This is a genomic window from Alteraurantiacibacter palmitatis, assembly GCF_037154115.1.
GTDB classification, from domain to species: Bacteria; Pseudomonadota; Alphaproteobacteria; order Sphingomonadales; family Sphingomonadaceae; genus Alteraurantiacibacter; species Alteraurantiacibacter palmitatis.
This window is the reverse complement of the sequence record NZ_JBANRO010000004.1, coordinates 1-14,469: the sequence shown is the minus strand read 5'-3', so window position 1 is coordinate 14,469 and position 14,469 is coordinate 1. Positions and strand designations below refer to the sequence as shown.

Here is a 14,469-nt window from a genome sequence, read left to right as displayed (position 1 = left end):
GCTACTCCGCCGCGACGCCCTGCGGTTCGCCGGCGGCAATCGCGGCGAGCAGCGCGGCTTCCACCTTGGCCAGCCGGTCCTTGCTGAAGATCTTGTGGCCGAGCAGGTCGGTCACATAGAAGGTGTCCACTGCGCGTTCGCCATATTGGGTGATGTGCGCGGAATTGATGATCAGGCTGGCCTCGAACATGGCGCGGGTCAGGCGGTTGAGCAGCGCGGGGCGATCGGTCGCGGTCACTTCGATCACGGTAAAGCGGTCCGATGCCTCGTTGTCGAACAAGACGCGCGGTTCCACCCGGAAGGTTTCCGCACGGCTGCGCGCCAGCGGACGCGCGGCGAGCTTTGGCACGATGTCGATCTTGCCCGCCAGCGCATCCTCGATGCTCTTTTTGAGGCGGGCCAGCTGGTCCTCCTCGCGGAAAGGCTTGCCCAGCGGGTCCTGCACCAGGAAATTGTCCACCGCCTTGCCCACGCGCGTGGTGTGGATGCGCGCATCGATGATGTTCGCGCCCGCCAGGCTGATGGCGCCGGCAATGCGCGAGAACAGGCCCGGATGGTCATCGGCCATCACGGTGATCAGCGTCGCCCCGCGCGCCGGGTAATAGGCGGTATGGATGGCAAGCGACTGCTTGCCCCGCATCGCTTCGGCATAATGCGGCAGGTTGATGGCGATGATGTCGGCGGGTTCCTGCAACCAGTAATCGCGGTCAAACCGCGTATCGAGTTCGTCGAGCAGCTGCGCGTGTTTGCCCAGCAATTCGCGCACTTCGGCGCGCTTGGCCGCCAGCCGGCGATCCTGCAACTGCGCATCGCCGCCGCCGCGCAGATATTCCTCGGCGTAATTGTACAGCTCGCTCAGCAATTGGCGCTTCCAGCTGTTCCAGATGCCGGGGCCGACTGCGCGGATATCGACGATGGTCAGCACGGTGAGCTGCGCGAGCTTTTCGAGGTCGTCCACTTCCTCGGTAAAGCTGGCGATGGTCTTGGGATCGGACAGGTCGCGTTTGAAGGCGGTCGCGCTCATCCACAGGTGATAGCGCACCAGCCACGCGACCAGCTTTGTTTCCTGTGCGGTCATGCCGAAACGCGGGCACAGCTTCATCGCCACCTCTGCACCCAGCACCGAATGGTCGCCGCCGCGCCCCTTGGCAATATCGTGCAGCAGCACCGCGACATAGAGCACGCGCCGGTATTTGAGGCCGGGCAGGATGCGGGTCGCCAGCGGGTGATCCTCGGCCAGTTCGCCGCGTTCGATCTGGCTGAGCAGGCCAATGGCGCGGATCGTGTGTTCGTCCACCGTGTAATGGTGATACATATCGAACTGCATCTGCCCGCCGACCTTGCCGAAATCGGGCACGAAGCGGCCGAACACGCCCGCCTCGTTCATCCAGCGCAGCACGGTTTCGGGGTCGCGCTGCCCGGTCAGCACATCGAGGAAAGCCGCATTGGCGCGTTCGGACTTGCGCGTCTCGGCATGGATCAGCGGCGCGTCGCGGCGGATGATGCGGAAGGTTTCGGGGTGGATTTCCAGCCCCTCGCGCTCGGCCAGCGTGAAGATTTCCACCAGCCGCACGGGATCATCGCGGAACCAGCCGTCGGTGGGCGCGCTCAGCTTGCCGCCGCGCAAGGGATAGCCCTCGACCTCGCGCGGACGGCGGAAGCGCTGGAGCAGACCTTCGCGCTGTTTGCGCTCCGCCGCCTGTTCGCGCATCTGCGCCAGAAACACGCCGGTCAGATTGCCGACGTGCTTCGCTTGCAAAAAGTAGAACTGCATGAAGCGTTCGACCGCGCTTTTGCCCGGCCTGTCGGAATAGCGCATCCGCCGCGCCACTTCGCGTTGCAGGTCGAAAGTCAGCCGGTCCTCGCCCCGCTTGGCCAGTGTGTGGAGGTGGCAGCGCACCGCCAGCAGAAAGCCTTCGGCGCGGCGGAAGCTGCCATATTCTTCCGGCGTGAACAGCCCCTTGTCCACCAGTTCGGCAGCGCTGCGCACCCGGTAGACATATTTGCCGATCCAGTAGAGCGTCTGCAGATCGCGCAGCCCGCCCTTGCCGTCCTTCACATTGGGTTCCACGACATAACGCGAATCGCCCATGCGCTTGTGGCGCGCGTCGCGTTCGGCCAGCTTTTCGGTCACGAACTGCGCTTCTGATCCGGGCACGACTTCGCCCCAGAACCGGTCTTCCGCCTGCCGGTGGATGTCCTTGTCTCCCCACAGATAGCGCCCTTCCAGAATGGCAGTGCGGATCGTCAGATCACCGCGTGCCTGGCGCACCATTTCATCGAGGCTGCGCGTGGAATGGCCCACGGTCAGGCCCAGATCCCACAGGAAATACAGGATCGATTCGACCACCTGTTCGCACCAGGCGGTGGGTTTGGCCGGGGTGAGGAAGGCGATATCGACATCCGAATGCGGCGCCATTTCGCCGCGCCCATATCCGCCCACCGCCATCAGCGCGAGGCGTTCGCCGCTGCTGCGGTTGGCGACGGGATACAGATCGCCGGTCACATGATCGTGCACCACGCGGATGATTTGGTCGATCAGGAAGGCGTGGCCATGCATGATCTCGTGCCCGGCGGCGGGCTTTGCCAGCAGGCGCTGCGCCAGTTCGGCGCGGCCATCATCCAGCGCCGTGCGCAGCAGGCCGGTGATCGTTTTGCGCGCAGAAGCGGCCCCCTTGGCCTCGACAGCCTGGGCAATGGCGGCGACGAGCGCGCGGCGATCGATGATGGCGCGCTGGCGGGTGAGATCGTCAAAGGACACAGGCCATGCCCATAAGGCTCTGCGCGCAAATGTGCAAAAGCTGCCTTTCGTCTGCCCCTCTGCTGTGCCATTGCCCGTCGCACGTGCGGTGGGGCCGGACGAATGAGGCTGGCAAGACAAGGGCGCTGATACCGATGCTCGAATTTCTGGCGGTTGCTGCGGGCAACGCAATCAACTGGGCCGATCTGGGGCTGAAGCAGGGGATTGACCTGGGCTTCTTCACCCTGCGCTATTACTCGCTCGCCTATCTGGCGGGGTTGGTGCTGGGATATTGGCACCTGCGCCGCATGATCGATGCGCCCGGCGCCCCTTTGGCCAAGCGCCATGCCGATGACCTGTTCTTCTATTGCATGATCGGCATCATCGCGGGCGGAAGGCTCGGCTATGTGATCTTCTACCGGCCCGACTTCCTCGGCACGTGGGAGATGTTCAACACGCTGGGCGGCGGGATGAGCTTCCATGGCGGGCTGATCGGCGTGGTGTTGGCCATTGCCTTTGTCGCGTGGCGCAACGGCCTCAACTTCGTGCGCGTGTGCGATTATATCGCCGTCAATGTGGGCTTCGGGATGCTGTTTGGTCGCCTTGCCAATTTCATCAATGGCGAATTGTGGGGCCGGCCGGTGGAATCGCTGGTGCCTTGGGCGATGGTGTTCCCCGGTGCGGGGCCGGAACCGCGCCACCCCAGCCAGCTGTATCAGGCGGGGCTGGAAGGGCTGCTGGTGATCGTGGTGATGCTCTCGCTGTTCTGGCTGACGCGCGCGCGCTATCGCACGGGACTGCTGGTGGGTGTGTTCACCGTCACGATTTCGCTGGGCCGCTTCCTTGCCGAATTCTTCCGCGAACCCGATGCACATCTCGCCGAATTCGCAGCGCAGAGCGGCCTCAACATGGGCCAGTGGCTGACCTTGCCGCTGATCGCGGCGGGCCTTGCGCTGGTGGCGTGGTCGCTGATGCGGCCGGCGATGGCCACGGGCTATACCCCGCCCCCCGGCTCTCCGACCCAATGAAGCAGGCGAGCCAGGCGGACATCTTCCGCCGGCTGATTGCGGCAACCGGGCCCATCAGCCTGATGCAGTTCATGGGCGAGAGCAACGCCCGCTATTATTCCGAAGGTCAGCCCTTTGGCGAGGAGGGCGATTTCATCACCGCGCCCGATATCAGCCAGATGTTCGGTGAACTGATCGGCCTGTGGCTGGCCGATATGTGGATCAGGGGCGGGCGGCTGGAGCCTGTGCATTTCGTCGAACTGGGGCCGGGGCGCGGCTTTCTGGCGCGCGATGCGCTGCGCGCGATGAAGCGCTATGGCTTTGAACCGCGCGCGCATCTGATTGAAGGGTCGGTGCGGCTGCGCGATGTGCAGCTCGAACAGGTGCCGCACGCGATCCACCACCACGATCTTGCCAGCGTGCCGCGCACCGGGCCGATCCTGCTGGTGGCGAACGAATTTCTCGATGCGCTGCCCGTGCGCCAATTGGTGATGACCGATCAGGGCTGGCGCGAAGTAATGGTGGATGTGGACGAAAGCGGCCGCTTCTTCCCTGTCGCCGGACGCCAGCCGATGGACGCTGCCGTGCCCGAAAACCGGCGCTCGGCCCAGATCGGCACGATCATCGAGACCTGCCCCGGCGCGGCGGCCACCCTGTTCGAGGTGGCCGGGCGGCTTGTGGCGCAGGGCGGGGCGGCGCTGTTCATCGATTATGGCCATGCCGCGCCGCGCACCGGCTCGACACTGCAAGCCTTGCGCCTGCACCGCAAGGTCGATCCGCTCGATCATCCGGGCGAGGCGGACCTCACCGCCCATGTCGATTTCGACCAGGCGCGGCAGGTGGCGCTGGCGGGCGGGGCGCGCTGGCTGGGCACCACCACGCAAGGCGAATGGCTGACCGCGCTGGGCATTGATCAGCGGGCCGAAGCGCTGGCCGCCTTCGCCCCGCAGCACCGCAGCGCGTTGATGGCCGCGCGCGATCGGCTGGTGGAACCGGGGCAGATGGGGGAATTGTTCAAGGTGATGGGTCTGGCTGCTCCCGACTGGCCCGATGGCGCGGGCTTTCCGCCGCAGCGCTGATAGGGGCGACAAACGGCCCTGCGACAATCTCTTACCTAAAAGGCGCTGGACAAGCGCGGGCCACTCGCCGCAACCTGCATGGCAGAGCCGGGCCGTGCAGCCCGCCAATGATCCGTGCCAATAATACGGGGGAGAGATATGCCGAAACTGACAAGGCGGATTGCCGCTTTTGCCGCCGCCTTTGCCATCACCGCGACAAGCGCACCTGCCGCCGCGCAGGAGCAGGCGCGCGCCACGTTCATGACCTTCCATTCGCCCTCGCTCGAAGGCAATCTGGAAGGCAATTCGCCTGAGCGCCGCGTGGTGGTGGCAACCCCGCCCGGCTATGACGAAAACCCCGATCGCCGCTATCCGGTGGTCTATTTTCTGCACGGCTATTGGGGGCCGCTCGATGCGCAGCAGGCAGGATTCCGCCTGCACGAAGCGGTGCAGGCCGCGGCAGAGGCGGGCCAGGACTTCATCATGGTGATGCCCGATGGCTATTCGCTGCGGCGCGGCGGCTTCTATTCCAGCGGGCCGACCGTGGGCGATTACGAAAGCATGGTGGCGCGCGATCTGGTGGCCTGGGCCGATGCCAATCTGCGCACGATCCCGGCGCCGGAAAGCCGGGGCCTCGCCGGCCATTCGATGGGCGGATACGGCACGATCCGCGTGGCGATGAAGAATCCCGGCGTGTTTTCCAGCATCTATATGATGAGCGCGTGCTGCCTGCCGCCGATGGAGCTGACCGCCGATCAGGCCCGCGCCATCGCCGCGATGACGCCCGAACAGGCCGAGGCGGCCGGTTTTGGGGAGCTGGCCGCCGTGTCCACCGCCGCCACATGGACGCCCGACCCGACCGATGAAGGCTTCCTGAAAATCTACACCGGCCTTCGCGCAGACGGCACGCTCGACCCGCTGGCGAACCAGCGTCTGGCCGCCAATTCGCCGCTGGTGCTGCTGCCGCAATATCTGCCCGCGCTGAACGCGCTGGAAGGCTTTGCCATCGACATTGGCGATGCCGATTTCCTGCTGGAAGGCAATTACGCCTTCATGCGCGAACTCGACCGGTTCGGCGTCGCCTACCAGTTCGAGCTGTATGAAGGCGATCACGGCAACCGCATTGCCGAGCGTATCCGCACCCATGTGCTGCCCTTCTTCGCGCAGCATCTGGACCGCTGAACACCTTTCGCAGGAGAGAATGACATGATCCGCACGATCCTTGCCGCCGGCGCCGCGCTGCTGCTGGCCGTTCCCCTCGCAAATCCGGCCGCCGCGCAGAACATCACCGCACCCGATGCCGTGGTGCCCGCCGGAATCACGGTCGAGGCGATCATGGTGCACGGCGCATCGCTGGAGGGGAACCTTGAAGGCAATTCGCCGCTGCGCGAGGTGATGGTGGTGCTGCCGCCCAGCTATGGCAGCAGCCCGGATCGGCGCTATCCGGTGGTCTATTACCTGCACGGCTTTGCGATTTCGGGCCGCGATTTCTATGACTATATGCAGGTGCCAACGGCGGTTGCCACCAATGCGGCGGCGGGGCGCGAGTTTATCGTGGTGGTGCCCGATACGCTGACCGCGATGGGCGGGTCGATGTATTCGAACAGCGTCACCACGGGCAATTTCCGCGATTTCATCGCCACCGATCTGGTTGCCGCGATTGACGCGCAATACCGCACGATTGCCAGCCGGGATGGCCGCGCGCTGGTCGGCCATTCGATGGGCGGATACGGCACGCTGGTGGTGGGGATGACCCATCCTGAGGTGTTCGACAGCATCTGGGCGCAAAGCCCCTGCTGCGTTTCCGCCCGCCGCGAAACCGCTGAAAGCGCCGCCACGATGGCCGCTGTGCCGCGCGACGGTGTCGATCAGGCCGGGTTCGGGATGCGCGCAGGTCTGGCCAGCGCGGTCGCCTGGTCGCCCAATCCGCAAAAGCCGCCCTTCTATGTCGATTGGGCGGTGGACGAGGAAGGCGCGCTCGACGAACTGGTGCTGGCGCGCTGGGCGGCCAATTCGCCGCTGGCGATGGTGTCTTCGCGCGTCGAAGCCTTGCGCAGTTTCGATGGTATCGGGCTTGATGTGGGCAACCGCGACGGGCTGGTGACGGACGACACGCTGATCCATCAGGAATTCGCCAAGTTCGGCCTGCCGCATTTCTGGGAAGTCTATGACGGCACGCATACCGACAGGATCGGCCCGCGCTTTCAGGACGTGGTGCTGCCCTGGCTGGCAGACCGGCTGGATATGGGGACGGAGTAAGCGCTCCTTTAAGAAAAAAAGGGGCTGGCCCGTAAAGGCCAGCCCCGCAGTGTCCGCATAGCGCGGGGGAGACTGTTTACCAGACCGTCAGATTGGCGCTGCCATTGCTGCCAAACCCTTCGGCGGCCATCACCTGGTAATTCATCTGGCCCAGGTTCCAGCCGCGGTTGCGCCATGCATTGACATGGTTCTGGAAAGTGATGCGGTGGTTCTGGCCGGTGGGCCGCTTCTGCGTGCGCACGCTCCAATATTGGTAGAAGGTGGCGGTGCCGATGATCGACGGGGCGTTGACGCGCTGCGTGCGGTAGATGTTGTAGGTGCCGCCATCGCTGGTCACGGTGCCCATCGATTGCGCGCCCGGCGGGGTGTAATTGCCCCAGTTATCGACCACGTAATATTCGACCAGCGGGTTGGTGGTCCAGCCATAGAGCGTGAGATAGCCGTTATTGCCCGGATTGAAGACGCCGGCATTGTAATTGACGACGCGGCTGGTCGATCCGGTGGCCCAGCCCTTGCCGACCACCAGATTTCCGCTGCTGCCCAGCTGCCAGCTGACGCTGTAATTGCCGCCTGCGCCCAGCGTCATGCAGCCCGATCCGCTGTCGCGGAAGAATGTCCAGAAATAGCCGCCCTGATTGCCCGTGCCATTGCTGCAGATTGTCTGCGCCTGCGCGGTAACGCTTACCATAAGGCTGGCGGCGACACCCAAAACGACGGTTTTGGCAGCGCGTGATAACGCTACCATTTTTGCACCCTTCAACATATCCTCTTACCCCCTCTCATTTTTTTGATTAGCGCCCGGCGCCTTTTGGCGATTCTCCTAAGCGTTTGGTAGCGCTCTCATATTTGGATGAATGCGTCAAGTGCGCTGATGGCCCATACGTATGGCCAGGCGCCCGCTTCCTTCATCATGGTGAAGAAAGCGCCGGCGGAGCGGATCGGCGGCGAGAGAGAGCGGGCGCCCTAGATATCGAGATTGGCGACGTTCAGCGCGTTGTCCTGAATGAATTCGCGGCGCGGTTCGACCACATCGCCCATCAGGCGGGTGAAGATCTCGTCGGTGACGTCGGCATCCTCGACCTTCACCTGCAACAGCGCGCGGTTTTCCGGGTCGAGCGTGGTTTCCCACAATTGCTCGGCGTTCATTTCGCCAAGGCCCTTGTAGCGCTGCACCGACAGGCCCTTGCGGCCTGCCGCCATCACCGCCTCCACCAATTGCGTGGGAAGCATGATGGCATCGGGCGAGACGGGGAGCAGCGAGGGCGTCGCGGTGTCATCGCCCCCATCGGCAATCTCGGCTTCGGCTTCCGCTGCTTCGCTGCCCGAACGCACCAGCCGCACCGGGGTGATAAAGACATCGCCCTGTTCGGCGGCGCGGGCGTGCACCTTGCGCGCTTCGGCACTGTCGAGGAACTTCCCCTCGATCAGATGGACATCGGCCACGCCGCGCCATTTGCGTTCGAACCGCACAGTGCCATCATCGGTGAGCGAAGCGGCCCATTCGGCATCGGCATCACCTGCCTGCAAATGCGCGGCGGCATCGGCAAGCCGCGCGGCGCGGTCGGCGGGCGAGAGGCCGGGGGCCAGCGCGCCCTTCAGCGCCATCGCCTCGATCACCTGCGGCTCATACTTGCGCGGCACGAAGGCCAGCGTGTTCTTCAGCCGCAGGGCGCGCGCCACGATATCGGCCAATTCGCTGCCCCCGCGCGCGCCGCCCGATGTTTCGAGCACGCGCCCTTGCAGGCCCGCTTCCACCAGATAGCGGTCGAGCGCGGCCTGATCCTTCAGGTAAACCTCGCTGCGGCCCTTCGCCACCTTGAACAGCGGCGGCTGGGCGATGAACAGATGCCCCGCCTTGACGATTTCGGGCATCTGCCGGTGGAAGAAGGTGAGCAGCAGCGTGCGGATATGCGCGCCGTCCACGTCGGCGTCGGTCATGATGACGATCTTGTGGTAGCGCAGCTTTTCCAGATTGAATTCATCGCGCAGGCCCGTGCCCATTGCCTGGATCAGCGTGCCCACTTCCTTGGAGGATATGATCCGGTCGAACCGGGCGCGTTCGACGTTCAGGATCTTGCCGCGCAGGGGCAGGATCGCCTGCGTCTTGCGGTCGCGGCCCTGCTTGGCGCTGCCCCCGGCCGAATCGCCTTCGACCAGAAACAGTTCGGACTTGGCGGGGTCGCGTTCCTGGCAATCGGCCAGCTTGCCGGGCAGGCTGGCGACGCTCATCGCGCCCTTGCGGCTCATTTCGCGGGCGCGGCGCGCAGCCTCGCGCGCGGCGGCGGCGTCGATCACCTTCTGGATGATCTGCTTGGCATCGGCCGGGTTTTCTTCCAGCCACTGGTTCATCTTGTCGCCCATCAGGCTTTCGAGCGGTGATCGCACCTCGGAGGAGACGAGCTTGTCCTTGGTCTGGCTGGAGAACTTGGGATCAGGCAGCTTCACGCTGACAATCGCGGTCAAGCCTTCGCGCATATCCTCGCCCGACAGGCTGACCTTTTCCTTCTTCAGCAGGCCCGAGCGTTCGGCATAATTGTTGAGCGTGCGCGTCAAGGCTGCGCGGAAAGCGGCCAGATGCGTGCCGCCGTCGCGCTGCGGGATGTTGTTGGTGAAGCACAGCACGTTTTCGTAATAGGAATCGTTCCATTCCAGCGCGACATCGATGCCGATCCCGTCCTTCTCCGCGCTTACCGAAATCGGTTCGGGAACAAGGGCCTGCTTGTTGCGGTCGAGATATTTGACGAAGGCCGCGATGCCGCCTTCGTAATACAGGTCGTGCTCCAGCACTTCCTCATGCCGCTTGTCGCGCAAAAGGATGCGCACGCCCGAATTGAGGAAGGCGAGTTCGCGGTAGCGGTGCTCGAGCTTGTCGAAATCAAATTCGAGGACGTTCTTGAAGGTCTCCTCGCTCGCCTTGAAGGTGACGCGGGTGCCCTTCTTGAAGCCGTTCGGGTCGGCATTGCCGGTAACCTTCGGCGCATCGCCCACCACTTTCAGCGGAGCCACGGCATCGCCGTGCTCAAACCGGATCCAGTGCTCCTTCCCGTCGCGCCAAACGGTCAGCTCAAGCCATTCGGACAACGCGTTCACAACCGAGACGCCCACGCCGTGCAGGCCGCCCGACACCTTGTAGGCGTTGTCGTCGCTCGTATTCTCGAACTTCCCGCCTGCGTGAAGCTGGGTCATGATGACCTCGGCGGCGGACACGCCTTCTTCCTTGTGGATGTCCACCGGAATGCCGCGTCCGTTATCTTCGACGCTGACGCTGCCATCGGGGTTGAGTTCGATCAGCACCAGGTCGCAATGGCCGGCCAGCGCCTCGTCAATCGCGTTGTCGGATACCTCGAACACCATGTGGTGCAGGCCCGATCCGTCATCGGTATCGCCGATATACATTCCGGGCCGCTTGCGCACGGCATCGAGGCCCTTGAGCACCTTGATGCTCTCGGCGCCGTATTCGGCGGTGCGGACGTCTTTCTGGGGCGGAGTGGCAGAGGTATCGGTCATGCCCATCATATAGGAATCTGCAGGCACTTTAGGAAGCAAAAGCACCGCCTTTGGGCGGGGTGTTCCACAACTTGTTCAAGGCGGCGCATTCTGGGCGCAAATGCAAACGGCCGCCCCTTTTGAAGGAGCGGCCGTTCAGGCCCGTTGCGGGCGGCCGGATCGGGATGCCGATCAGGCCATCCAGATCGCCGGGTAAGGCAGGCGCGCAACGCTGTCGAAATAGGCGTTGAGCACGCGCTTGGCAAAAGTGGTCATATCCAGATTCCTATGTCGTCCGGGCCGTGCGGCTTCGGACGAGGCCAAACTCAGACGAGAATGGCGTTGAACATCGTGGCGCTGACGGCCAGCGAAGCGATCGAGGCCAGCAGCGTCGTGGCGAAATTGCGCATGGTTTTTGCTCCTGTTTTGCGGACCGCCTCCGGGGGAGAGGGAGGGAGAGAGATGGAGGCGGCCCGCTTGCGAGGTGCAGATAGGTCAATACGCATTTTGTGCAATTGCGAAGAATTTGACAGTTGTTGCAAGTTTTGCAACCTGTATGTTTTCAATATGTGACAAGACCTTGTGCGCAGATCAGCGGCGTGCCAGTTCCGTCGGGGTTTCGCGCGCGGCCAGCTTGGCTTCGGCTTCGGCGCGCGCTTCGGCCAGGCACAGGCGGTAGAGTTCCTGCGCCCGCAGATTGCGCAGGAAGGGACGCGGGCAGGCGCGTTCGGCGGCTTCGGCCACGATGGCATCGGCGGCAAGGGCGGCTTCGGCGCGCGGGGCGCGGTCATAGCCCATCTTGATGATCATCACGCTTTGCGCGGCGGCGGGGGCAGAGAGCGCGGAAGCAAGGGCCAGTGCGGGGGCGGCGGCGAAAAGAACAGTCTTCATGGTCGGTGCTCCATTGATCGGTTGGGCAATCAAACTGGGGTGGAGCCGTTCGGACATCTCTCGTGAAGCTTTGTGCATTGCAGCATGAAATGGTGCAAATGCGAAAAACGCGACGCCTGTTGCGCATTTCTCAAAGGCGCTTTCGCCGGATTGTCACATACGGATTGTCACACAGGCGCGTTGTCTTGCGGCCGGAGGGGGCCGCACGGCTGGACAGCGCGCCCGCTTCAAGGCAAGCGCGTGGGCCATGAGCGAACACCCTGATTCCATCCTCATCGTCGATTTCGGCAGCCAGGTGACCCAGTTGATCGCGCGCCGCGTGCGCGAAGCGGGCGTCTATTGCGAGATTGCCCCTTTCAGCATGGCCGAGGCCGCATTTCACCGGATGCGCCCCAAGGGCATCATCCTGTCAGGCTCGCCCGCCAGCGTGCCCGACGAAGGCAGCCCGCGCGCTCCGGCCCTGCTTTTCGAGGCGGGCGTGCCGATCCTTGGCATCTGCTACGGCCAGCAGGTGATGAGTCACCAATTGGGCGGCGAAGTGCGCCCCGGCCATGAAACCGGGGATGGCGGCGAATTCGGCCGCGCCTACCTCACCGTCGCCAAGCCCTGCGCGCTGTTCGATGGCCTGTGGAATGTGGGCGAACGGCATCAGGTGTGGATGAGCCATGGCGACAAGGTGACGCAGTTCGCCCCCGGTTTCGAGATCGTGGCGGTATCGGACGGCGCGCCCTTTGCCGTGATCGCGGACGAGGCGCGGCAGTTTTACGGCACGCAGTTCCACCCCGAAGTGGTGCACACGCCCGATGGGGCCAAGCTGCTCGCCAATTTCGTCCACCGCGTGTGCGGGCTGAAGGGCGACTGGACGATGGCCGCCTACCGCGAGACCAAGGTTGCCGAAATCCGCGCACAGGTGGGCGATGGCCGCGTGATCTGCGGCCTGTCGGGCGGGGTCGATTCCTCTGTTGCGGCGATCCTGATTCACGAGGCCATTGGGGACCAGCTCACCTGCGTGTTCGTCGATCACGGCCTGCTGCGCATGAACGAGCGGGAACAGGTCGAAACCATGTTCCGCGACCATTACAACATCCCGCTGGTGGTGGTGGATGCCGAGGAGCGCTTCATGGCGGGCCTGGCCGGCGTGACCGACCCCGAAGCCAAGCGCAAGTTCATCGGCGCGGAATTCATCGCCGTGTTCGAGGAGGAGGCGAAGAAGATCGGCGGGGCCGATTTCCTTGCCCAAGGCACGCTTTACCCCGATGTGATCGAATCGGTCTCCTTCACCGGCGGGCCTTCGGTCACGATCAAGAGCCATCACAATGTCGGCGGCCTGCCCGAACGCATGAACATGAAACTGGTCGAACCCTTGCGCGAATTGTTCAAGGACGAGGTGCGCGTGCTGGGCCGCGAGCTGGGCCTGCCCGACATCTTCGTGGGCCGCCATCCATTCCCCGGCCCCGGCCTTGCCATCCGCATCCCCGGCGAAGTGACCAAGGAACGCTGCGACATTCTGCGCAAGGCCGACGCGATTTATCTCGACGAGATTCGCAAAGCGGGGCTGTATGACGCGATCTGGCAGGCTTTCGCCGTGCTGCTGCCGGTGAAGACGGTGGGCGTGATGGGCGACTACCGCACCTATGACAGCGTGTGCGGCCTGCGCGCCGTAACCAGCACCGACGGGATGACGGCGGATGTCTATCCGTTCGACCCGCATTTCCTGACCGGCGTCGCCACCCGCATCGTCAACGAAGTGCAGGGCATCAACCGCGTGGTCTATGACTTCACCAGCAAGCCGCCGGGGACGATCGAGTGGGAGTGAAATGGATCCAGCGCGGCTGAGGGCATGGGCAGATAGGCTTGCGGTCTGGTCAGATGTTGCTGCTTTCAATGAGGCGGTAAACTCCTGCCGCGACGAAATTGGTTCCCCGCTTGAGAGGCATGGCACTACCTTTTGGCGGGATGCATGGCTGGCAGGGCAGCACGCCTCACTGATTGGAGCGGACAGCGTAAGGCTACTTCATCCCGCGCCGCACCCGGATTATGCCTTAAAGACATCTGGAACGATGTTTCTATTCGAGGCGACGGACGGTTGCCGATGCGATGGTCTGCTCGAAGTCTTTGGCGAGGCGGCGGTTGCGACCGAGCCACGCAAAGGTCCGCTCGACCACCCAGCGTCTGGGCAGGACCTCGAAGCCCTTGGCATGGTCGGATCGCTTGATGATCTCGACCGTCCACTTCCCGATCTTGCGCAGCGCCTGGCGAAGCTTGTCGCCAGCATAGCCGCCATCGGCGAAGATGTGCCTGAGCCAAGGGTGACGGCGGATGATCTCGGCCAGAACAAACGGCGCGCCATCGCGATCCTGCACGTCAGCGGTGTGGATCACGGCATGAACGAGATTGCCCTCGGTGTCGGTCACGATGTGTCGCTTGCGGCCCTTGATCTTCTTGCCTGCGTCATAGCCGCAAGGCCCGCCGCTTTCCGTGGTTTTCACGCTTTGGCTGTCGATGACCCCAGCGCTCGGAGAAGCCTCGCGCCCGAGGGCTTCCCGCCCGATCAGCAGCAGGGCGTGATTGAGCGAGAGCCACAGACCATTGTCGCGCCACAGATAGAACCAGCGCCGCACCGTCGAGACCGGAGGAAAGCAGGGCGGCAACATCCGCCAGGGCAGCCCACCGCGCAGCAGATACAGGATCGCCTCGATGATCCGCCGCAGCGGCCATTTGCGCGGTCGCCCTACACAGCAAGGGCCCGGAAGTAACGGCTCCAGCACGGCCCATTCCGCATCGGTCAAATCGCTTGGCAAAGCCAGGTCGGCACGGGCATACTGCGCCCGGGTGGTGTCGGTCCACATCGTTGAACTCCCGAAGTTTGTTGCAAAACCCCGTGAATCAGCGACTTGGGCTCGCGTCAAGCTAACCCGCTGGCACCACTCAACTTAATTTCGGATCAGGCTCTGAGAAGGAGACGGACGAATGAAGCGGAGCAGGTTCAGCGAGGAGCAGATCATCGCTGTTTTGAAGGAGCAGGAAG

11 protein-coding genes are annotated in these 14,469 nt (G+C 63.8%); 5 read left to right on the top strand and 6 right to left on the bottom strand.

Annotated elements, in window-relative coordinates; translation table 11 throughout:
• Window position 1: 1 nt before the first annotated feature.
• Entirely contained in the window at window positions 2–2,761 is a 2,760-nt protein-coding gene (locus WFP44_RS05315; protein WP_336925367.1) for a [protein-PII] uridylyltransferase, read from the bottom strand.
• Between the two features lie 134 nt (window positions 2,762–2,895).
• Here WFP44_RS05315 and lgt point away from each other — a divergent pair, with 134 nt between their 5' ends.
• From lgt to WFP44_RS05295, 4 genes are all read left to right on the top strand, one after another.
• Entirely contained in the window at window positions 2,896–3,768 is an 873-nt protein-coding gene (lgt, locus tag WFP44_RS05310) for a prolipoprotein diacylglyceryl transferase (RefSeq protein ID WP_336925365.1), read from the top strand.
• The gene (locus tag WFP44_RS05305; protein ID WP_336925364.1) at window positions 3,765–4,826 is read left to right on the top strand and encodes a class I SAM-dependent methyltransferase; all 1,062 of its coding nucleotides are present in this window, start codon (window positions 3,765–3,767) and stop codon (window positions 4,824–4,826) included. Before lgt ends, WFP44_RS05305 begins: the two co-directional genes overlap by 4 nt.
• A gap of 138 nt (window positions 4,827–4,964) precedes the next feature.
• Window positions 4,965–5,987 carry an alpha/beta hydrolase gene (locus WFP44_RS05300; protein WP_336925363.1) on the top strand — a complete coding sequence of 341 codons (1,023 nt, stop codon included), beginning with the start codon at window positions 4,965–4,967 and terminating at the stop codon, window positions 5,985–5,987.
• A 24-nt stretch (window positions 5,988–6,011) separates the two neighbouring features.
• Window positions 6,012–7,064 carry an alpha/beta hydrolase gene (locus WFP44_RS05295; protein ID WP_336925362.1) on the top strand — a complete coding sequence of 351 codons (1,053 nt, stop codon included), beginning with the start codon at window positions 6,012–6,014 and terminating at the stop codon, window positions 7,062–7,064.
• A 76-nt stretch (window positions 7,065–7,140) separates the two neighbouring features.
• Here the strand turns inward: WFP44_RS05295 and WFP44_RS05290 are convergent, their stop codons facing one another.
• From WFP44_RS05290 to WFP44_RS05275, 4 genes are all read right to left on the bottom strand, one after another.
• Window positions 7,141–7,752, bottom strand: a complete 612-nt coding sequence (locus WFP44_RS05290; RefSeq protein WP_336925361.1) for a glycoside hydrolase family 11 protein — start codon at window positions 7,750–7,752, stop codon at window positions 7,141–7,143.
• A gap of 275 nt (window positions 7,753–8,027) precedes the next feature.
• Window positions 8,028–10,580: a DNA topoisomerase (ATP-hydrolyzing) subunit B gene (gene gyrB, locus WFP44_RS05285; RefSeq protein WP_336925360.1), complete on the bottom strand. Its 2,553-nt coding sequence runs from the start codon at window positions 10,578–10,580 to the stop codon at window positions 8,028–8,030.
• Window positions 10,581–10,876: 296 nt separating this feature from the next.
• Window positions 10,877–11,056, bottom strand: a complete 180-nt coding sequence (locus tag WFP44_RS05280) for a hypothetical protein (protein WP_336925358.1) — start codon at window positions 11,054–11,056, stop codon at window positions 10,877–10,879.
• 85 nt (window positions 11,057–11,141) lie between these two features.
• Window positions 11,142–11,441 carry a hypothetical protein gene (locus tag WFP44_RS05275; protein WP_336925357.1) on the bottom strand — a complete coding sequence of 100 codons (300 nt, stop codon included), beginning with the start codon at window positions 11,439–11,441 and terminating at the stop codon, window positions 11,142–11,144.
• 247 nt (window positions 11,442–11,688) lie between these two features.
• On the opposite strand from WFP44_RS05275, the gene guaA reads away from it, so the two are divergent.
• Window positions 11,689–13,257: a glutamine-hydrolyzing GMP synthase gene (gene guaA / locus WFP44_RS05270; protein ID WP_336925356.1), complete on the top strand. Its 1,569-nt coding sequence runs from the start codon at window positions 11,689–11,691 to the stop codon at window positions 13,255–13,257.
• A gap of 250 nt (window positions 13,258–13,507) precedes the next feature.
• On the opposite strand, the gene WFP44_RS05265 is transcribed toward guaA, so the two are convergent.
• Window positions 13,508–14,290, bottom strand: coding sequence for an IS5 family transposase (locus WFP44_RS05265; RefSeq protein ID WP_336925355.1), 783 nt, complete (start codon window positions 14,288–14,290; stop codon window positions 13,508–13,510).
• Window positions 14,291–14,469 lie beyond the last annotated feature (179 nt).